The sequence below is a fragment of the Escherichia sp. E2661 genome (assembly GCF_004745185.1).
Taxonomy (GTDB): domain Bacteria; phylum Pseudomonadota; class Gammaproteobacteria; order Enterobacterales; family Enterobacteriaceae; genus Escherichia.
Genome location: NZ_PDIG01000036.1, coordinates 16,601 through 34,290 on the forward strand (window position 1 = coordinate 16,601; position 17,690 = coordinate 34,290).

Annotated in this window: 10 protein-coding genes and 3 pseudogenes; 5 read left to right on the top strand and 8 right to left on the bottom strand. The window is 53.9% G+C overall.

Annotated elements, in window-relative coordinates:
• Positions 1-175 precede the first annotated feature (175 nt).
• The 8 genes and pseudogenes from yegQ to mdtA form a co-directional block, all read right to left on the bottom strand.
• Positions 176-1,537 carry a tRNA 5-hydroxyuridine modification protein YegQ gene (yegQ, locus tag CRI63_RS18930; RefSeq protein ID WP_135520426.1) on the bottom strand — a complete coding sequence of 454 codons (1,362 nt, stop codon included), beginning with the start codon at positions 1,535-1,537 and terminating at the stop codon, positions 176-178.
• A gap of 343 nt (positions 1,538-1,880) precedes the next feature.
• Entirely contained in the window at positions 1,881-2,213 is a 333-nt protein-coding gene (locus tag CRI63_RS18935) for a YegP family protein (protein ID WP_130206970.1), read from the bottom strand.
• A 242-nt stretch (positions 2,214-2,455) separates the two neighbouring features.
• Positions 2,456-3,178 carry a two-component system response regulator BaeR gene (gene baeR / locus CRI63_RS18940; RefSeq protein ID WP_130206968.1) on the bottom strand — a complete coding sequence of 241 codons (723 nt, stop codon included), beginning with the start codon at positions 3,176-3,178 and terminating at the stop codon, positions 2,456-2,458.
• The gene (baeS, locus tag CRI63_RS18945) at positions 3,175-4,578 is read right to left on the bottom strand and encodes a two-component system sensor histidine kinase BaeS (protein WP_135520428.1); all 1,404 of its coding nucleotides are present in this window, start codon (positions 4,576-4,578) and stop codon (positions 3,175-3,177) included. Before baeS ends, baeR begins: the two co-directional genes overlap by 4 nt.
• Complete coding sequence (locus CRI63_RS18950) at positions 4,575-5,990, bottom strand: MFS transporter (protein ID WP_135520430.1); 1,416 nt, start codon at positions 5,988-5,990, stop codon at positions 4,575-4,577. The genes baeS and CRI63_RS18950 overlap by 4 nt, the downstream gene beginning before the upstream one ends.
• Positions 5,991-9,068 carry a multidrug efflux RND transporter permease subunit MdtC gene (gene mdtC, locus CRI63_RS18955; protein WP_135520432.1) on the bottom strand — a complete coding sequence of 1,026 codons (3,078 nt, stop codon included), beginning with the start codon at positions 9,066-9,068 and terminating at the stop codon, positions 5,991-5,993.
• Positions 9,069-12,190: pseudogene (mdtB, locus tag CRI63_RS18960) on the bottom strand (multidrug efflux RND transporter permease subunit MdtB).
• Positions 12,190-13,438 (bottom strand): annotated as a pseudogene (gene mdtA / locus CRI63_RS18965) (multidrug efflux RND transporter subunit MdtA). The pseudogenes mdtB and mdtA overlap by 1 nt, the downstream one beginning before the upstream one ends.
• 279 nt (positions 13,439-13,717) lie before the next feature.
• Here mdtA and CRI63_RS18970 point away from each other — a divergent pair.
• From CRI63_RS18970 to yegI, 5 genes and pseudogenes are all read left to right on the top strand, one after another.
• Positions 13,718-13,774: a type I toxin-antitoxin system Ibs family toxin gene (locus CRI63_RS18970; RefSeq protein WP_100733667.1), complete on the top strand. Its 57-nt coding sequence runs from the start codon at positions 13,718-13,720 to the stop codon at positions 13,772-13,774.
• Positions 13,775-14,045: 271 nt separating this feature from the next.
• A complete protein-coding gene (gene ibsA, locus CRI63_RS18975) occupies positions 14,046-14,105 on the top strand; it encodes a type I toxin-antitoxin system toxin IbsA (protein ID WP_010723109.1) in 60 nt (19 codons plus the stop codon).
• Positions 14,106-14,325: 220 nt separating this feature from the next.
• A complete protein-coding gene (locus CRI63_RS18980) occupies positions 14,326-14,985 on the top strand; it encodes a VWA domain-containing protein (protein WP_135520434.1) in 660 nt (219 codons plus the stop codon).
• Positions 14,982-15,742: pseudogene (locus CRI63_RS18985) on the top strand (PP2C family serine/threonine-protein phosphatase). The gene CRI63_RS18980 and the pseudogene CRI63_RS18985 overlap by 4 nt, the downstream one beginning before the upstream one ends.
• Positions 15,739-17,685 carry a protein kinase YegI gene (gene yegI, locus CRI63_RS18990; RefSeq protein WP_135520436.1) on the top strand — a complete coding sequence of 649 codons (1,947 nt, stop codon included), beginning with the start codon at positions 15,739-15,741 and terminating at the stop codon, positions 17,683-17,685. Before CRI63_RS18985 ends, yegI begins: the two are co-directional and overlap by 4 nt.
• Positions 17,686-17,690: the final 5 nt, after the last annotated feature.

Sequence of the window (17,690 nt, forward strand, 5' to 3'; positions counted from 1 at the left end):
TGCAAAAAAATAAGCCTGCGTAAGGGAGATTACACAGGCTAAGGAGGTGGTTCCTGGTACAGCTAGCATTTTATGGGTTATGTTTTTCAGCGAAAAGGATGATAACCTTAATAAATGCAGCTGTATGTGATCGGTTTCTAAGAATTTTCTATCTGGGAAAAATACTTGAAATTAATCACTTGCCGTGCGGGTTACGCGTGGTTTCCCCAGAGAAATTACGCATCAGCAGCGCGTAGTTCAGTTCGAGATCCTGCGGGGCCGGGAGCCACACAGTATAACCATCGCCCGGCGCAACCGGCATCGCTTCGCCTTTGGCGTTTTCCATATGCTCAAGGGTAAAGTTGATATTGCCCTGTGGAGTCATCAGCTCAAGGCTGTCGCCAACGGAGAATTTGTTTTTAACCGCTACCGCCGCGAGGTCGCCTTTACGCTCACCGGTAAACTCACCAACAAACTGCTGGCGGTCAGAAACGGAATAACCGTATTCGTAGTTCTGGTAATCATCATGCGTATGGCGACGCAGGAAACCTTCGGTATAGCCTCGATGCGCCAGACCTTCCAGCGTCTCCAGCAGGCTGGTGTCGAACGGTTTGCCCGCAGCGGCATCATCGATAGCTTTACGATAAACCTGCGCGGTGCGTGCACAATAGTAGAAAGATTTGGTGCGGCCTTCGATTTTCAGCGAATGCACGCCCATTTTGGTCAGGCGTTCAACGTGTGCGATAGCGCGCAGATCTTTCGAGTTCATGATGTAAGTGCCGTGTTCGTCTTCAAACGCGGTCATATACTCGCCCGGACGCTGGGCCTCTTCGATCATAAACACTTTGTCGGTTGGCGCGCCGATACCCAGCGTCGGTTCAACGTTTTGCACCGGAATCGGCTCGTATTTGTGTACGATGTTGCCGACGTCATCTTCTTTACCTTCCTGGACGTTGTACTCCCAGCGGCAGGCGTTGGTGCAGGTGCCCTGGTTCGGGTCGCGCTTGTTGATATAACCAGAGAGCAGGCAGCGACCGGAGTAGGCCATGCACAGTGCGCCGTGAACGAAGATTTCGAGCTCCATATCCGGCACCTGATTGCGGATCTCTTCAATCTCTTCCAGTGATAGTTCACGGGAGAGGATCACGCGGGTCAGGCCCATTTGCTGCCAGAATTTTACCGTCGCCCAGTTTACGGCGTTAGCCTGCACGGAAAGGTGGATCGGCATTTCAGGGAAGTGCTCACGCACCAGCATAATCAGCCCAGGATCGGACATAATCAGCGCATCCGGCCCCATTTCCACTACCGGTTTCAGGTCACGGATAAAGGTTTTCAGCTTAGCGTTGTGCGGCGCAATGTTGACTACGACATAAAACTTTTTCCCCAGCGCATGGGCTTCATTGATGCCGAGCTGAAGATTTTCGTGGTTGAATTCGTTGTTGCGCACACGCAGGGAGTAACGCGGCTGGCCCGCATAAACAGCATCTGCGCCATAAGCGAAAGCGTAACGCATATTTTTCAGCGTTCCCGCCGGGGAAAGGAGTTCCGGTTTAAACATAATTCTCTCGTTCTGATGACAGGTCAGATCCGCTTCACCTGATGAAGCGGTTAGGGGAGTGTCCCCACTTTAAGGGCGGGCATTGTAGCGCAATCGGTGGGGTTGGCTCCAGTGCAAATGTCTGGTCGTCTCCTGGTTTTGGTAAGGATGCGAATAACGATAATTTCTTCGGCACTTGCAGGAAATAAATAACGTGGCGTTCAAAAAGAGGAACAAAAATTCTTTCACCTAATATGAAACTTATCCTCCCATTATTTTAATGGCGCGGATTGATCCTTAGCATCAATAAGTCAGTGTGTATTAGAAATAAAGCCGGACGCGTCATCCGCGCCCGGCACAATGATTAAGTCTTATCTTTCACCGTCTGGCTTACGCCATTGGTTTTTACAGAGGCAATTCCGACTTCGCGTGATTGAGCGGTAGCATACATCTGGCTGGAGCCAATTATCTGATGATTGGCCGCTTTCAGATTGAAATAAAACTTGCCGTTGCTCGCCGTCTTTTTCTCATAGCGTTCATCCTGCGGACTGTTGCTTTGTACCGAGGCGATGCCCTTTTCCGCAGAGGCTTTTGAGGCATACAATTCGCTTGTGAGAATGATTTCTCCGTTTCCCGCTTTTAACACAAAACGGAACTGATTATCACTGCTCTTATTAAGTTCAAACCAACCAGCCATATTGACTCCTTGCTTGAAATTGCGTATCGAAAACAGTATGTAACGATTTAAGTATGGGTGATATTCAGGTGGTTGCCAATCAGGGGAATACCCTCTAATGCATGGGGGAGATTACTGATAAATATGCTGAAATCTGAATACGAGCTCGGCTTTATCCCTCTCTTTTTCAGAGAGGGTAATAATACTCAGTGGGCGACGGAACGGTTCGCGTTGTAGTTTGAGACTGCCATTAAAGGAACAGGTTAAACAATACGGCAGGCGTCAGCTTCCCAACGGTAACCGACACCGTAAACGGCACGGATAAATGACTGCTCGGCGTCGAGAGATTCCAGCTTGCGACGCAGGTTTTTAATGTGGCTGTCGATAGTTCGGTCGGTTACCACGCGGTAGTCGTCGTAAAGATGATTGAGCAATTGCTCGCGGGAGAATACTTTACCCGGTTCATGGGAGAGCGTTTTCAGCAGACGAAATTCCGCAGGCGTCAGGTCAAGCATTTTGCCACGCCATGAAGCCTGAAAACGACCTTCGTCGATAATCAACGGATTTTCGGCATCCTGTTGCTGCAACTCGCGCTGCGGTTTGCAGCGGCGCAAAATGGTTTTGACGCGCGCCACTACTTCACGCGGGCTGTACGGCTTGCAGATATAGTCATCAGCACCAATTTCCAGCCCCAGCAGGCGATCGATCTCTTCGATTTTCGCCGTCACCATCACAATTGGGACATCGGAAAAACGACGAATTTCCCGGCACAGCGTCAGACCATCGGTGCCTGGCAACATCAGATCCAACAGGATCAGATCCGGCGGCGTCTGGCGCACGTACGGCAGTACCTGATCGCCGTGGCTGATAAGTATTGGCGCGTAGCTCGCGGCACGCAGATAATCAATGAGCAACTGCCCCAGCTTGGGTTCATCTTCCACGATTAAAATGCGTGGCGTGTTTTCGTCGATGGGTAACTCGGTCATGCTTCTCCCTGTAAATCTCGTTCCAGCGGTAACTCTACTGTAATGCTTAGCCCGCCAAAAGGCGAATGGGCGGCAAGAATGCGGCCATTATGCGCTTCAACAATGTTCAGGCAAATCGCCAGCCCCAGCCCGGAACCGCCGCTGGCACGGTTGCGGGAACCTTCGGTGCGATAAAAACGCTCAAACAGTTTTTGCAGCTGATCATCACTGACGCCCGGCGCGCTGTCGGCAAAGGTCAGGCGCACCGTTTTGTCGTGCTGCTCGGCAGAGATTTTCAGGCTGCCGCCGCTGTCGGTGTAGCGCAGGCTGTTTTCCAGTAAATTATTGAACAACTGCATTAAACGGTCGCGATCGCCAAATACGGTAATGCTGTCTGGCAGGGAAAATTGCAGTTTCAGGCCACGGCTGGCGAATCGTTCGCGAAATGCGCCGCCCGCCACTTCCAGCAGTGGGATCAAATCTACCGGTGCTTTTTGATAGGCGAGAGCGCCTTCATCAGACATCGACAACTGATGGAGATCGTCAACCAGTTTCGTCAGTGTGCCGACCTCCGCCTGTAAAGATGCCACCGTCTCCGGCGTGAATTTACGCACGCCATCCTGAATGGCTTCCAGTTCACCGCGCAGCACCGCTAATGGCGTACGCAGTTCGTGAGAAATATCGGCCATAAAATCGCGGCGCATTTGCTGGTTTTTTTCCAGCGTGCTGGCGAGCTGGTTGAAGTCTTGTGCCAGTTTCCCCAGTTCATCTTCGCTGGTGGGCGTCACGCGAGTGGTGAAATCGCCCGCCGCCAGTTTGTGCGTGCCGTCAACTAACCGTTTTACCGGTGCCAGCAAACCGCGTGCCAGTGGAAATGTCGCCAGCGCCGCTAATAAAGTAGATAACGCCACAATCAGCCAGCTGGTTTGCCGCTGTTGCTTGTCAAAATTGATATCGGTGTTGCGCGTCAGGCGTTCAACGGGGGAAGCGATCACCGCGCCGACTTCCACACCATTGACCAGAATGGGCCGCCGTGTGCCGTCCGGTGGAATGGGTGCGCGTGGGCCAACCAGCACTTTGTTATTTTGATCGACCACCCAGAACTGGGTACGCCAGCCGTGTGGTGGCATACCGGGGCCGGGCTTATCGTCGTTGCTATCGTGTTCAAGCGAACGCAGGATCTGAAATACGAAGCGATCGTTATTACGCAGAAAGCGCCAGTTACCGTGCTGGGCGTATTGCTCGCCAAGCGCGTCGCCAAGCATTTGCAGCCGTTGCTCATTACCATGCTTGATGTAATCAATGAAACCACGCTCAAAACTAATACGTACCGCCCAGTGCATTGTGATCAGCAAGACGATGCAGGTGGCGAAGATCGCCAGAAACAGTTTGCCGGTAATACCGGGCCGCCAGAACTTCATTCAATGCTCCTTTTGCGCCGCGAAATAGCTACATTTTGATGCGTATCGTTCGGCACTCTGGCAAAGATGAACGCCGGAAGGGCGATAAGAAACGCCATACTAAGCCAGGTGTACATAAAGACAGTTTGTGTGGTGCCGCTGTCGACGCTGACATGCTGTGAACCAAAAAGCCCCAGCAACAGCCCGGCGATGGTGACCCCGATACTCATCGACAATTGCATAATCATCGACAGCAGACTGTTGCCGCTGCTCGCCAGATTGTCCGGGAGATCTTTCAGCGTCAGGGTGTTCATGGAGGAGAAACGCGTCGAGTTGACCATTCCTTGTAAAAACAGAACGAACGGCAAAACGTAGTACCAGCCCAGCAGCGCGGTGGTCATAAACAACAGGGTGACCAGCGACAGACCCAGCGTGGTCGCCACCAGTACCCGACGATAACCAAAGCGATTCACCACCTGTACCACAATTCGCTTCATTCCCATGCTGCCAAGCACCATCGGGATCATCATCAGTCCGGCATGAAACGGCGAGAAACCAAGGCCAATTTGCAGGAAAACCGGCGTCATAAAGGGCAACATGCCGCTACCGATACGTCCGGCAAAGCTCCCCGCCAGGCCCAGCGAAAAGGTACGAGTGCGGAACAGTTTCAGACTGAAAAGAGCGCGATGGTTATTTCTGGCGTGTAGCAGATAAAGCACCAGTGCCACCACGCCAACCGCTACCAGCACGGCGATGGTTAGCGGCGACAGTCCTGTACCTTTACTGCCGTCCAGCGCCAGCGTTAATACCGCCATGCCAACCGCCAGCAATAAAAAGCCGGAGAGATCGAAGCGCCGCGTCTGCATGGTGTAGTTCGGCATTAACATCAGTGTGGCGATCGCACCGATAATTCCCACTGGAATGTTGATCAAAAAGATCCAGTGCCACGACGCGTACTCCACCAGCAGACCGCCGAGCGCCGGGCCAAGCAGCGGGCCGACCTGACCGGGTAACGTGACAAAGGTCATCGCCGCCATATATTGCTCGCGCGGTACGATTTTCATCACCGTCAACCTGCCGACCGGCACCATCATCGCACCGCCAACGCCCTGTAACGCGCGTGCCAGCAACAGTTCGTTCAGCGTGCCGGAAAGCGCGCAAAACAGTGAACCGAGAGTAAACAGCACGATGGCGGTAAAGAAAATATTGCGCACGCCGACTTTGTCCGCCAGCCAGCCGCTGGCGGGCAGCATCACCGCCACGGTCAGCACATAAGAGACAATGACCATGTGCATATGCAGCGGACTTTCCCCGAGGCTTTGCGCCATTGAGGGAAGGGCGGTGTTTACGATGGTGGTGTCCAGCGACTGCATAAAGAAGCCGAAAGCCACAATCCACAATTGCCAGCGGGTGCTGTCGGGAAGATCTGTCATTTACTCGGTTACCGTTTGTTTAGGTTTACGCGAAAAACGCAGCCGCAGACGGTCGAAAAAGAGATACACCACCGGCGTGGTATACAGCGTCAGAAGCTGGCTCATTACCAGACCGCCGACAATGGTGATCCCCAGGGGTTGCCGCAGTTCCGAGCCGTCACCGCCCGACAATACCAGCGGCAGCGCGCCAAACAGCGCCGCCAGGGTAGTCATCATAATCGGGCGAAAACGCAGCAGGCAGGCCTGGAAAATAGCTTCCTGCGGCGTCAGGTTACCGTGCCGTTGGGCTTCAAGCGCAAAATCGACCATCATAATGGCGTTTTTCTTCACGATGCCGATTAATAGCATGATCCCTATCAGGGCGATTAGGCTGAACGGGGCATTGAACAGCTCCAGCGCCAGCAGCGCTCCAACGCCCGCCGAGGGCAGGGTGGAGAGAATCGTCAGCGGATGTACGTAACTCTCGTAAAGGATACCTAGCACGATATACACCGTGGCGATGGCGGCGATAATCAGGATCACCTGTGAGTTCATCGTCTCCTGGAACACCTGCGCTGTTCCGGCAAAACTGCCGCGCACGGTCGAAGGCACACCAAGCTGGGTCATTGCGCGATCGATCGCCGCACTGGCGTCCGAGAGCGATTTTCCGGTCGGCAGGTTGAACGAGATGGTCGACGCTGCCGATAATCCCTGATGATTCACCGACAGCGGAGCGTTCGCCGGTTGCCATTTAGCGAAATACGACAGCGGGATCGCTTTGCCTTCGTTATTGATAACGAACATTTTTTCCAGCGCGCTGATGTCCTGGGTATAGCGCGGATCCACTTCCATCACCACTTTGTATTGGTTCATCGGCTGGTAAATGGTCGAGATTTGCCGCTGACCGAAGGCGTTATTTAACAGACTGTTGGCGGCCTGTACGTCGATTCCCAGCCGCGCCATGGTGTCGCGGTCGTAAACCAGATTCATCTCCGCGCCGTTGTCCTGCTGATCGGAGTTCACGTCCGCCAGTTCCGGCAACGTTGCCAGTTTTTTGCGAATTTTCGGCTCCCATTCGCGCAGTGCCGCCAGGTCGTCGGATAACAACGTGTACTGGTAACTGGCGTTCGACTGACGTCCGCCAACGCGAATATCCTGTACCGCCATCAGGAACAGATTCGCTCCTGGCTCTTTCGCCAGCTTCACGCGCAAACGGTCGATAATTTGCTGCGCCGTTTCGCTGCGTTCATCGCGTGGCTTGAGGGTGATAAACATCATCCCGCTGTTCACTCGCGAACCGCCGGTAAATCCGGTGACATTATCCACTGCCGGATCGCCACGGATAATTTTCATGAAATCCTGCAACTTACCGCGCATTGCCTGAAACGAAATACTCTGATCCGCCTGTATCCCGCCCATCAACACGCCGGTGTCCTGCTCAGGGAAGAAGGTTTTCGGGATCGAGATATACAGCCAGATATTGAGCGCGATAGTACCAAGCAGCACCACGCCCACCAGACGGGTATGATTGAGCACCCATTTCAGCGACTTGCCGTAGCCTTGTTGCAGAGCTACCAACATGCGACCAAAACCACGTAGTCGCTTTTGCTCGCGCGGCTTGCTGGCTTTTAGCATCCAGCCGCACATCATCGGCGTTAGCGTCAGGGAAACCAGCAACGAAATACCAATGGCGACAGAAAGCGTCACGGCAAACTCGCGTAACAGGCGACCCGGCAATCCGCCCATCAACAGCAGCGGCAGGAACACCGCCACCAGTGACAGACTCATCGACAGCACCGTAAAGCCGACTTCGCGAGTGCCTTGTAGCGCGGCCTGTAGCGGTTTCATCCCCGCTTCCAGATGACGGGCAATGTTTTCCAGCACCACGATGGCGTCATCCACCACGAAACCAGTAGCAATGGTGAGCGCCATTAACGACAGGTTATTGAGACTGAATCCGCACAGGTACATCGCCGCAAACGTACCAATCAGCGAAACCGGCACGGCAACGGCGGGAATAATAGTGGCGCGACCCGAGCGCAGGAATAAAAAGACCACCAGAATCACCAGCGCCACCGAGATAATCAGCGTTTGCTCGACTTCTTCCAGCGAGGCGCGAATGGTGGGGGAGCGATCCTGGGCAATTTGCAGATCAATTGCCGCCGGAATGGTCTCCTGCAACTCCGGTAATTTTGCCCGGATGCTGTCAACCGTCTGGATAATATTGGCTTCCGGCAGCTTGCGGATCATCAGCAAAATAGCCGGTTTGGCGTTGGTCATCCCGGCGTTGCGCACATCCTGCACTGAGTCGGTCACCGTCGCCACATCGCCCAGACGAACCGCGCCGCCGTTGTTGTAATGAATAATCAACGGCTGATATTCAGCGGCGGTTTTTAGCTCATCATTGGTCTGGATCTGCCAGCGGTGAGTGCCATCTTCCAGCGCCCCCTGCGGTTTACGCACGTTGGCATTGCTGATGGCGGTGCGAACATCGTCCAGCGAGACTCCCTGATTAAACAGCGCCTGCGGATTCAGTCCGACGCGCACGGCGGGCAGTGAGCTGCCGCCGACATCGACATCACCGACACCGTCGATTTGCGCAATCGTCGGGGCAAGCTGTGTTGAGGCGAAATCGTACAGTTCACCTTGCGAATAAGTATCGGAGGTTAGCGTCAGGATCATAATTGGCGCATCCGACGGGTTCGCTTTGCGATAGGTCGGACGGCTTGGCATCCCGCTGGGCAGCAAACTTTGCGCGGCGTTGATCGCCGCTTGCACATCGCGCGCTGCGCCGTTGATATCCCGGTCAAAATCAAACTGCAAAATAATGCGCGTGCTGCCGAGCGAACTACTGGAGGTCATTTCACTAACCCCGGCAATGCGCCCAAGTGAGCGCTCCAGCGGTGTGGCAACGGAAGACGCCATTGTTTCTGGTGACGCACCGGGCAGCGAGGCGCTGACCATAATCACCGGAAAATCGACCTGCGGCAGCGGGGCGACCGGCAGCATACGGAAACCCAGTATGCCGCACAGGGTAATGGCAACCGACAGTAAAATCGTCGCCACCGGGCGGTAAATGAAGAGGGCAAAAAACTTCACTTACGCCTCCTCTTCATGACGAGCAAAGCGACTTTTGGTCCACAATGCCAGGCGGTCGAACAGCAGATAAATCACCGGCGTGGTAAACAGTGTCAGCACCTGGCTGACAACCAGACCGCCGACCATGCCGATACCTAACGGACGACGTAGTTCCGCGCCGACTCCGGTACTCAACATCAGCGGCAGCGCACCAAGCAGAGCCGCCAGAGTGGTCATCAGGATCGGACGAAAACGCAACAGACAAGCCTGGTAGATTGCATCGCGCGGCGACATGCCTTGCTCGCGCTCAGCAGCCAGCGCGAAGTCGATCATCATGATGGCGTTCTTCTTCACGATACCGATCAGCAAAATAATGCCGATAATCGCAATCACATCCAGCTCACTTCCGGCAATCATTAACGCCAGCAGTGCGCCGACCCCTGCGGTGGGTAGCGTCGAGAGAATGGTGATCGGGTGAATAAAGCTTTCATAGAGAATACCGAGCACGATATACATCGCCACCACCGCCGCGACAATCAGCCAGACAGTGCTGCCCAGCGCCGACTGGAAGGCGAGGGTGCTGCCCTGGAATTGCGTGGTGATATCCACCGGCAGATTCAGCGTTTTCTCGGTGTCCATAATCGCCTGCACCGCATCGCCCAGCGAATAGTTATCCGGCACGTTAAAGGAGATGGTCGTTACCGGGAACTGATCCAGATGGTTGATGGAGAGCGGCGCAAAACGCTGCTCAATTTTGGCAATTGAGCTTAGCGGCACCACGCCGCCGTCGCTGCTGGTCAGGCGAATAGTATCCAGCGCCGCAAGCCCAGGAGTATTTTCGGTATTGTGCTCCAGCACTACGCGATACTGGTTAGCCTGAGTATAAATAGTGGAAATCAGCCGCTGACCAAACGCGTTGTACAGGGCGTTATCGACGTCCGCCATGCTGATCCCCAGACGGCTGGCGCTGTCGCGATCAACATTGACATACGCCACCAGCCCTTTGTCCTGCCAGTCGCTGGAGACATCAGAAAGCTGTGGCAGTTGCTGGAGTTTTTCCATCAACTGTGGCACCCAGGTACTGAGCGCATCCAGTGACGTGGCCTGCAAGGTAAACTGGTACTGGGTACGGCTGACCTGAGTATCAATAGTCAGGTCCTGCGTTGGTTGCAGGAAGAGATCGACGCCCGGCACTTTATCTACCGCCGTTTGCAGACGGGCGATGACTTTTTGCACTCGGTCATCACGTTCATCCAACGGTTTGAGGTTGATCTGCAAACGCGCACTGTTCAGCGACGGGTTAGTGCCATCAACGCCAACAAATGAGGTCAAACTTTGCACTGCCGGATCCTGCAAAATCACGTCCGCGACCTGGCGTTGTCGCTGGGCCATATTGGCAAAGGAGCTGGATTGCGGTGCCTGCAAAGTGCCCTGAATAATGCCGTTGTCCTGTACCGGGAAGAAGCCTTTCGGAATGAACACCCACAGCAGCACGCTAAGCAGCAGCGTGCTGAGCGCCACGCTTAAGGTCAGCCACGGATGATTCAGCACTTTCGCCAGTCCACGACCATAGGCGGCGATTATCCTGTCGAACATTTTTTCCGAGGCACGGGAGAAGCGGTTCTGTTTACGCAGCGACTCCTGGCTGAGCATCCGCGCGCACATCATCGGTGTCAGGGTCAGCGACACCACGGCTGAGATCAAAATCGCGACTGCCAGAGTAATGGCAAATTCGCGGAACAGTCGCCCGACGATATCGCCCATAAACAGCAGGGGGATCAACACCGCAATCAGTGAGAAGGTCAGCGAGATAATGGTAAAGCCGATTTCACCCGCGCCCTTGAGCGCCGCCGCCAACGGTTTTTCGCCTTTTTCGATATAGCGGGAAATATTTTCGATCACCACGATAGCGTCATCGACCACGAATCCGGTGGCGATAGTTAACGCCATCAGCGTCAGGTTATTGATTGAAAAATCGAGAAACACCATGACCGCGAAGGTGCCGATTAACGACAGCGGCACCGCGACGCCGGGAATGATGGTCGCCGGAATATTACGCAAAAACAGGTAGATAATCATGACTACCAGCGCGATAGCCATCATCAATTCAAACTGAGTATCATCGACGGATGCGCGGATATTGGTGGTACGGTCAGAAAGTACCGTCACCTTCACCGATTTCGGCAGACTCTCGGTGAGCTGTGGCAGCATCTGCCGGATGCTGTCGGCGGTGGAGATAATGTTAGCACCGGGCTGGCGCTGAACATTCATCACAATGGCCTGTTCTTTGTTCGCCCACGCGCCGAGCCAGCTGTTTTCTGCACCTTGCTCTACAGTTGCGACATCGCCCAGACGAATCGGCGCGCCGTTCTGGTAGGCGATGATTAGCTGGCGATACTCTTCGGCGGATTGCATCTGGTCGTTCGCGGAAAGCGTGACCGCACGGGAAGGGCCGTCGAGGCTACCTTTTGCCGAGTTAACGTTAGCGCCGGTAATGGCGGTGCGCACGGTTTCGCTGGTCAGGCCGAGGGCGGCAATCGCCTGGGCGTTAAGTTTGACGCGAACAGCCGGACGCTGACCGCCGGAAAGTGTCACCAGTCCGACGCCGGAAATCTGCGAGATTTTCTGCGCGACGCGGGTTTCCACCATATCTTCTACCTGGGTCATCGGCATGGCGGTTGAGGTGACAGCGAGCGTCATGATCGGCGGATCTGCCGGGTTCACTTTGCTGTAAACCGGCGGGTTAGGCAGATCGCTCGGCAACAGGTTAGTGGCGGCGTTAATCGCGGCCTGCACTTCCTGCTCGGCGACATCCAACGGCAATGTTAGCTGGAACTGCAAAGTGATAACCGACGCACCGCCGGAACTTTGCGATGACATTTGTTTCAGGCCGGACATCTGCCCGAACTGGCGTTCGAGCGGCGCGGTGACGGCAGAGGTCATCACATCCGGCTGGCGCCAGGGTAGAGTGTAACCACCTGAATAGTCGGATAATCCACTTCCGGCAGTGCCGAAACGGGCAGGGCGCGATAACCGATAATCCCGGCGAGTAAGATCGCCACCATCAGCAGCGTGGTGGCGACAGGACGCATAATAAACAGGCGCGACGGGCCGCCTGTGCTGCTCGGAGGTAACACCTGCATCAGGAGCTCGCTCCTTTTTTCGCGTATTCGCGGCTGGTGGCTTTCTCTTCCGGTGCGGTGGCGCTCTGGGCTTCCACCACTTCCACTTTCGCTCCTTCGGTCAGACGATCAATGCCGTCCGTCACCACGCGGTCGCCCGCAAGAAATACCTGCGCGGATCACCACTTTCTGACTGTCCTGAATGCCTGGTGTCACCAGATGTTTGCTGACCTTGTTTTCGCTATTCAGCACCCAGACAAAATGGCCTTCATTGCCCATTTGCAAGGCGGCGGTGGGGATCACCACGGCGTTTTGTTCGGTGTCGACTAACATGCGCGCGTTAACAAACTGATTGGGAAACAGCGCATCATCCTGATTATTAAAGCGTGCTTTCACTTTAATCGTACCGGTAGTGGCATCGATTTGGTTATCGAGACTTAACAGCGTGCCTTCACTTAATTTCTTCGAGTTAGTGCGATCCCAGGCTTCTACCACCAGCGGTTTCCCGGCTTTTTGCGCCTGCACGACGGTAGCGATATCGCTTTCCGGCAGGGTAAAGAGCAAATCGATAGGATGCGTCTGGGTGATCACCACAATCCCGGTGGTATCACCACTGGAGATTTGGTTACCAACATCAACCTGCTTGAGACCAACGCGGCCATCGACTGGTGCAGTAATCCGGCTCCAGTCGAGTTGCAGCTGTGCGCTGGCGACGCTTGCTTCATCAGCCTTAATGGTGCCTTCGGTTTCACTGACCAGCGCTTGTTGGGCATCCAGTTCCTGACGGGAAACGAGATTGGTTTTTGCCAGTTGTTGATAACGCGCCAGGTCACGGCGGGCGTTGGCAAGCGTGGCTTTATCTTTTGCCAGTTGGCCCTGGGCTTGTGCTAATGCAACTTTGAACTGGCTGGGGTCAATTTCTGCCAGCAAATCGCCTGCTTTGACCTGCTGGCCTTCCTGGAAATGTAACGCCATCAGTTGACCGTCCACGCGGCTACGCACCGTAACAGTATTAGCAGCGGTAATAGTGCCAAGCCCGGTGAGGTAACGCGGAACTGCCTGTTCTACGGCGGTCGCCGCCTGAACCGGGGCTAATGGGCCGGAACGCATACCACGGCGACCACTCGCAGGTGGATGTTGCGCTTGTTTCGTCGCACCTGGGGCTGCGCTCTGGGATTCATTGCGGCCTTGCCAGAACCAGAATGCGGCGATGGCGGCGATAACCACCACGATTACGATTACCCAACGGGATTTATAACTGCCTTTCATCGTTAAGAGTTTCTCTTCCTGAAACGTTTCGCGGAATGATACTAGTGTAGCCAGCCAATAAGGGCGAAAAATGGAGGAATTATGAAACAGTTTCGGGAATCGTCTGAATGACGGTGCGCTTTGCGAGCATGCATCCAGTAATGACACAGGAAACTATTTTATTCGCAGGTTAGCGATAGACTGCGTACATGGCAATAAGGAGGTAACCCGACGATTTCAGCGGGACGCTGAAACGGGAAAGCCCCTCCCGAGGAAGGGGCCTTAAATAAGGAAAGGGTCATGATGAAGATACTCATCATCGTGGTGCTCTTAGTGATTAGCTTACCGGCTTACTAAGACTACCAGGGCGGGGGAAACCCCGCTCTACCCTCACTCCTGAAAGTATGCCTTCACTGTCAGATTGTCAATCTGCAGGCTTTGCAGTCTGCGATCCTGCCAGCAAATATTCTTTGCGAGACGTTACGCAATAATCACATGGGAAACTATTTTGTTCACGCGTTAGCGATAGACTACGTGCATGGCGAAAGGATGTAAGCCGACGATTTCAGCGGGATGCTGAAACGGGATACCCTCTCCCGGAGAAGAGGGGTTAAAAAAGGAAAGGGTTATGATGAAGCACGTCATCATACTGGTGATACTCTTAGTGATTAGCTTCCAGGCTTACTAAGAACACCAGGGGGAGGGGGAAACCTCTCCCTAACCCTCACTCCTGAAATTATGTCACTCCGCCCTTAGTGTCAATCGACGGCTCTCCGTTCTTGCGAGGCGAATAGCAAAATTATCTACGCCGCCGGGCCTAATTCTGAAAATGTCTTCGTTTGCTCTTCTTTCATTATTGCAGTCGGTATGATACCGGACCTCAATAATTCTCTAAGAAAGGATTTCTTATGAGCGAACAAATCACGTTTGCCACCAGCGATTTTGCCAGTAACCCGGAACCACGTTGCCCCTGCATTTTGCTGCTGGATGTTTCTGGCTCGATGAGCGGCAGACCCATTAATGAACTTAACGCCGGATTGGTTACCTTTCGCGATGAGCTGCTTGCCGATCCGCTGGCTTTAAAAAGAGTGGAACTCGGCATTGTGACGTTCGGCCCGGTGCATGTGGAACAACCCTTTACCAGCGCCGCTAATTTTTTCCCACCTATCCTGTTTGCTCAGGGCGATACGCCAATGGGCGCCGCCATTACCAAAGCCCTGGATATGGTTGAAGAGCGGAAACGTGAGTACCGCGCAAATGGCATTTCGTATTATCGTCCGTGGATTTTCCTGATCACCGATGGCGCACCAACCGATGAGTGGCAGGCTGCCGCCAACAAAGTGTTTCAGGGGGAAGAAGATAAAAAGTTTGCCTTCTTTACCATCGGTGTTCAGGGGGCGGATATGAAGACGCTGGCCCAAATCAGCGTCCGTCAGCCTTTGCCATTGCAGGGATTACAATTCCGTGAACTGTTTAGCTGGTTATCCAGTTCGTTACGTTCGGTTTCCCACTCCACGCCGGGAACAGAAGTTGTACTGGAAGCACCAAAAGGCTGGACGTCAGTGTGACCTGGCGTCTGGTTTATGCATCCGCTGTTGGAACGTCGCACATCAGCGCGGACTTGCCTTGCCAGGATGCCTGCCAGATGCAGGTTGCCTGGTTAAACGACCAGCAACCATTACTGGTGATATTTCTTGCTGATGGTGCGGGAAGCGTCTCGCAGGGGGGCGAAGGCGCGATGCTCGCCGTCAATGAAGCGATGGCTTATATGTCGCAAAAAGTGCAGGGTGGGAATTGGGGCTCAATGATGTCCTCGCTACGGATATTGTGCTGGCCGTTCGTCAGCGACTTTTTGCCGAGGCGGAAGCCAAAGAATTAGCGGTTCGCGATTTTGCCTGCACGTTTATGGGATTGATTTCATCGGCTAACGGCACCTTGATTATGCAGATTGGCGATGGCGGCGTGGTGGTAGATTTTGGTCATGATCTGCAATTGCCGCTTACGCCGATGGTAGGTGAATATGCCAATATGACGCACTTCATTACCGATGAAGATGCCGTTTCCAGACTGGAAACTTTCACCAGCACTGAGCGTGCGCACAAAGTTGCAGCATTTACGGATGGCATTCAGCGACTGGCGTTAAATATGCTGGATAATTCTCCGCACGTGCCTTTCTTTACCCCGTTTTTCAATGGGCTGGCGTCAGCAACGCAGGAACAACTCAATTTATTACCTGAATTGTTAAAGCAGTTTTTGTCCAGCCCGGCGGTAAATGAGCGTACCGATGATGATAAAACGTTGGCACTGGCTATGTGGTTACCATGAAAACCACTTTATATACTGCTACTGGTGAGTGCGTTACGCCAGGCCGTGAACTGGGCAAAGGTGGCGAAGGCGCGGTTTATGATATCGAGGAGTTTGTCGATAGCGTCGCCAAAATTTATCACACGCCGCCACCCGCCTTAAAACAGGACAAACTCGCCTTTATGGCTGCGACAGCTGACGCGCAGTTGCTGAATTATGTCGCCTGGCCGCAGGCAACGCTTCATGGCGGACGAGGCGGGAAGGTTATCGGTTTTATGATGCCGAAGGTTTCAGGTAAAGAACCGATTCATATGATCTATAGCCCGGCACATCGTCGCCAGAGTTACCCTCATTGTGCGTGGGATTTTCTACTCTATGTTGCGCGCAATATTGCTTCATCTTTTGCTACGGTTCACGAGCACGGGCACGTCGTAGGTGACGTAAACCAGAACAGCTTCATGGTAGGTCGTGACAGCAAAGTGGTGTTGATTGATAGCGACTCCTTTCAGATTAATGCCAATGGCACGCTGCATTTATGCGAAGTCGGCGTGTCGCATTTTACGCCACCAGAACTGCAAACCTTGCCATCATTTGTCGGCTTTGAACGCACCGCGAATCACGATAATTTTGGCCTTGCCTTGCTGATTTTTCACGTCTTGTTTGGTGGTCGGCATCCTTATTCCGGTGTGCCGCTTATTGCCGAAGCGGGTAATGCGCTGGAGACGGATATTGCCCATTTCCGTTATGCCTACGCGTCAGACAATCAGCGACGTGGCTTAAAACCGCCACCACGCTCGATTCCGCTATCGATGTTACCGGGTGATGTTGAAGCCATGTTTCAGCAGGCATTCACGGAAAGTGGCGTGGCAACCGCGCGTCCGACGGCTAAAGCGTGGGTAGCGGCACTTGATTCTCTACGCCAACAGCTAAAGAAATGTCCCGTTTCGGCAATGCATGTTTACCCCGGTCATTTAACCGACTGCCCGTGGTGTGCGCTGGATAATCAAGGCGTTATCTATTTTATTGATCTCGGCGAAGAGCTCATTACCACCGGCGGTGATTTTGTGCTGGCGAAAGTCTGGGCGATGGTGATGGCGTCAGTGCCACCGCCAGCACTACAGTTACCATTACCCGATCATTTCCAACCGACTGGCAGGCCGCTTCCTTTTCCTTCAGGCCTGTTACGGCGCGAATACATCATTCTGATTGAGATCGCGCTGTCAGCGTTATCGCTACTGCTTTGCGGCCTTCAGGCAGAGCCGCGTTATATCATTTTGGTACCCGTGCTGGCGGCTATCTGGATTATTGGCAGTCTGACAAGCAAAGCGTACAAAGCAGAAGTTCAGCAGCGCCGTGAGGCATTTAATCGTGCGAAAATGGACTATGACCATTTAGTCCGCCAGATCCAGCAGGTGGGCGGCCTGGAAGGTTTTATCGCCAAACGGACGATGCTCGAAAAAATGAAGGACGAAATTCTCGGGTTACCGGAAGAAGAAAAACGCGTGTTGGCAGCACTTCATGACACCGCAAGGGAACGGCAGAAGCAGAAGTTTCTGGAGGGATTTTTTATTGATGTTGCCTCTATTCCCGGCGTTGGCCCTGCGCGTAAAGCGGCGTTACGGTCCTTTGGTATTGAAACAGCGGCAGATGTTACCCGTCGTGGTGTTAAGCAAGTGAAAGGGTTTGGCGACCATCTGACCCAGGCAGTTATCGACTGGAAAGCGAGTTGCGAACGCCGTTTTGTGTTCAGGCCGAATGAAGCGGTAACGCCAGCAGACAGACAAGCGGTAATGGCGAAAATGGCCGCCAAACGACATCGGCTGGAATCGGCGTTGACTGTCGGAGCGACAGAGTTGCAGCGATTCCGCCTTCATGCTCCAGCACGGACCATGCCGTTGATGGAACCGTTACGTCAGGCGGCAGAAAAATTGGCTCAGGCGCAGGCTGATTTAAGCCGTTGCTGAGCCAG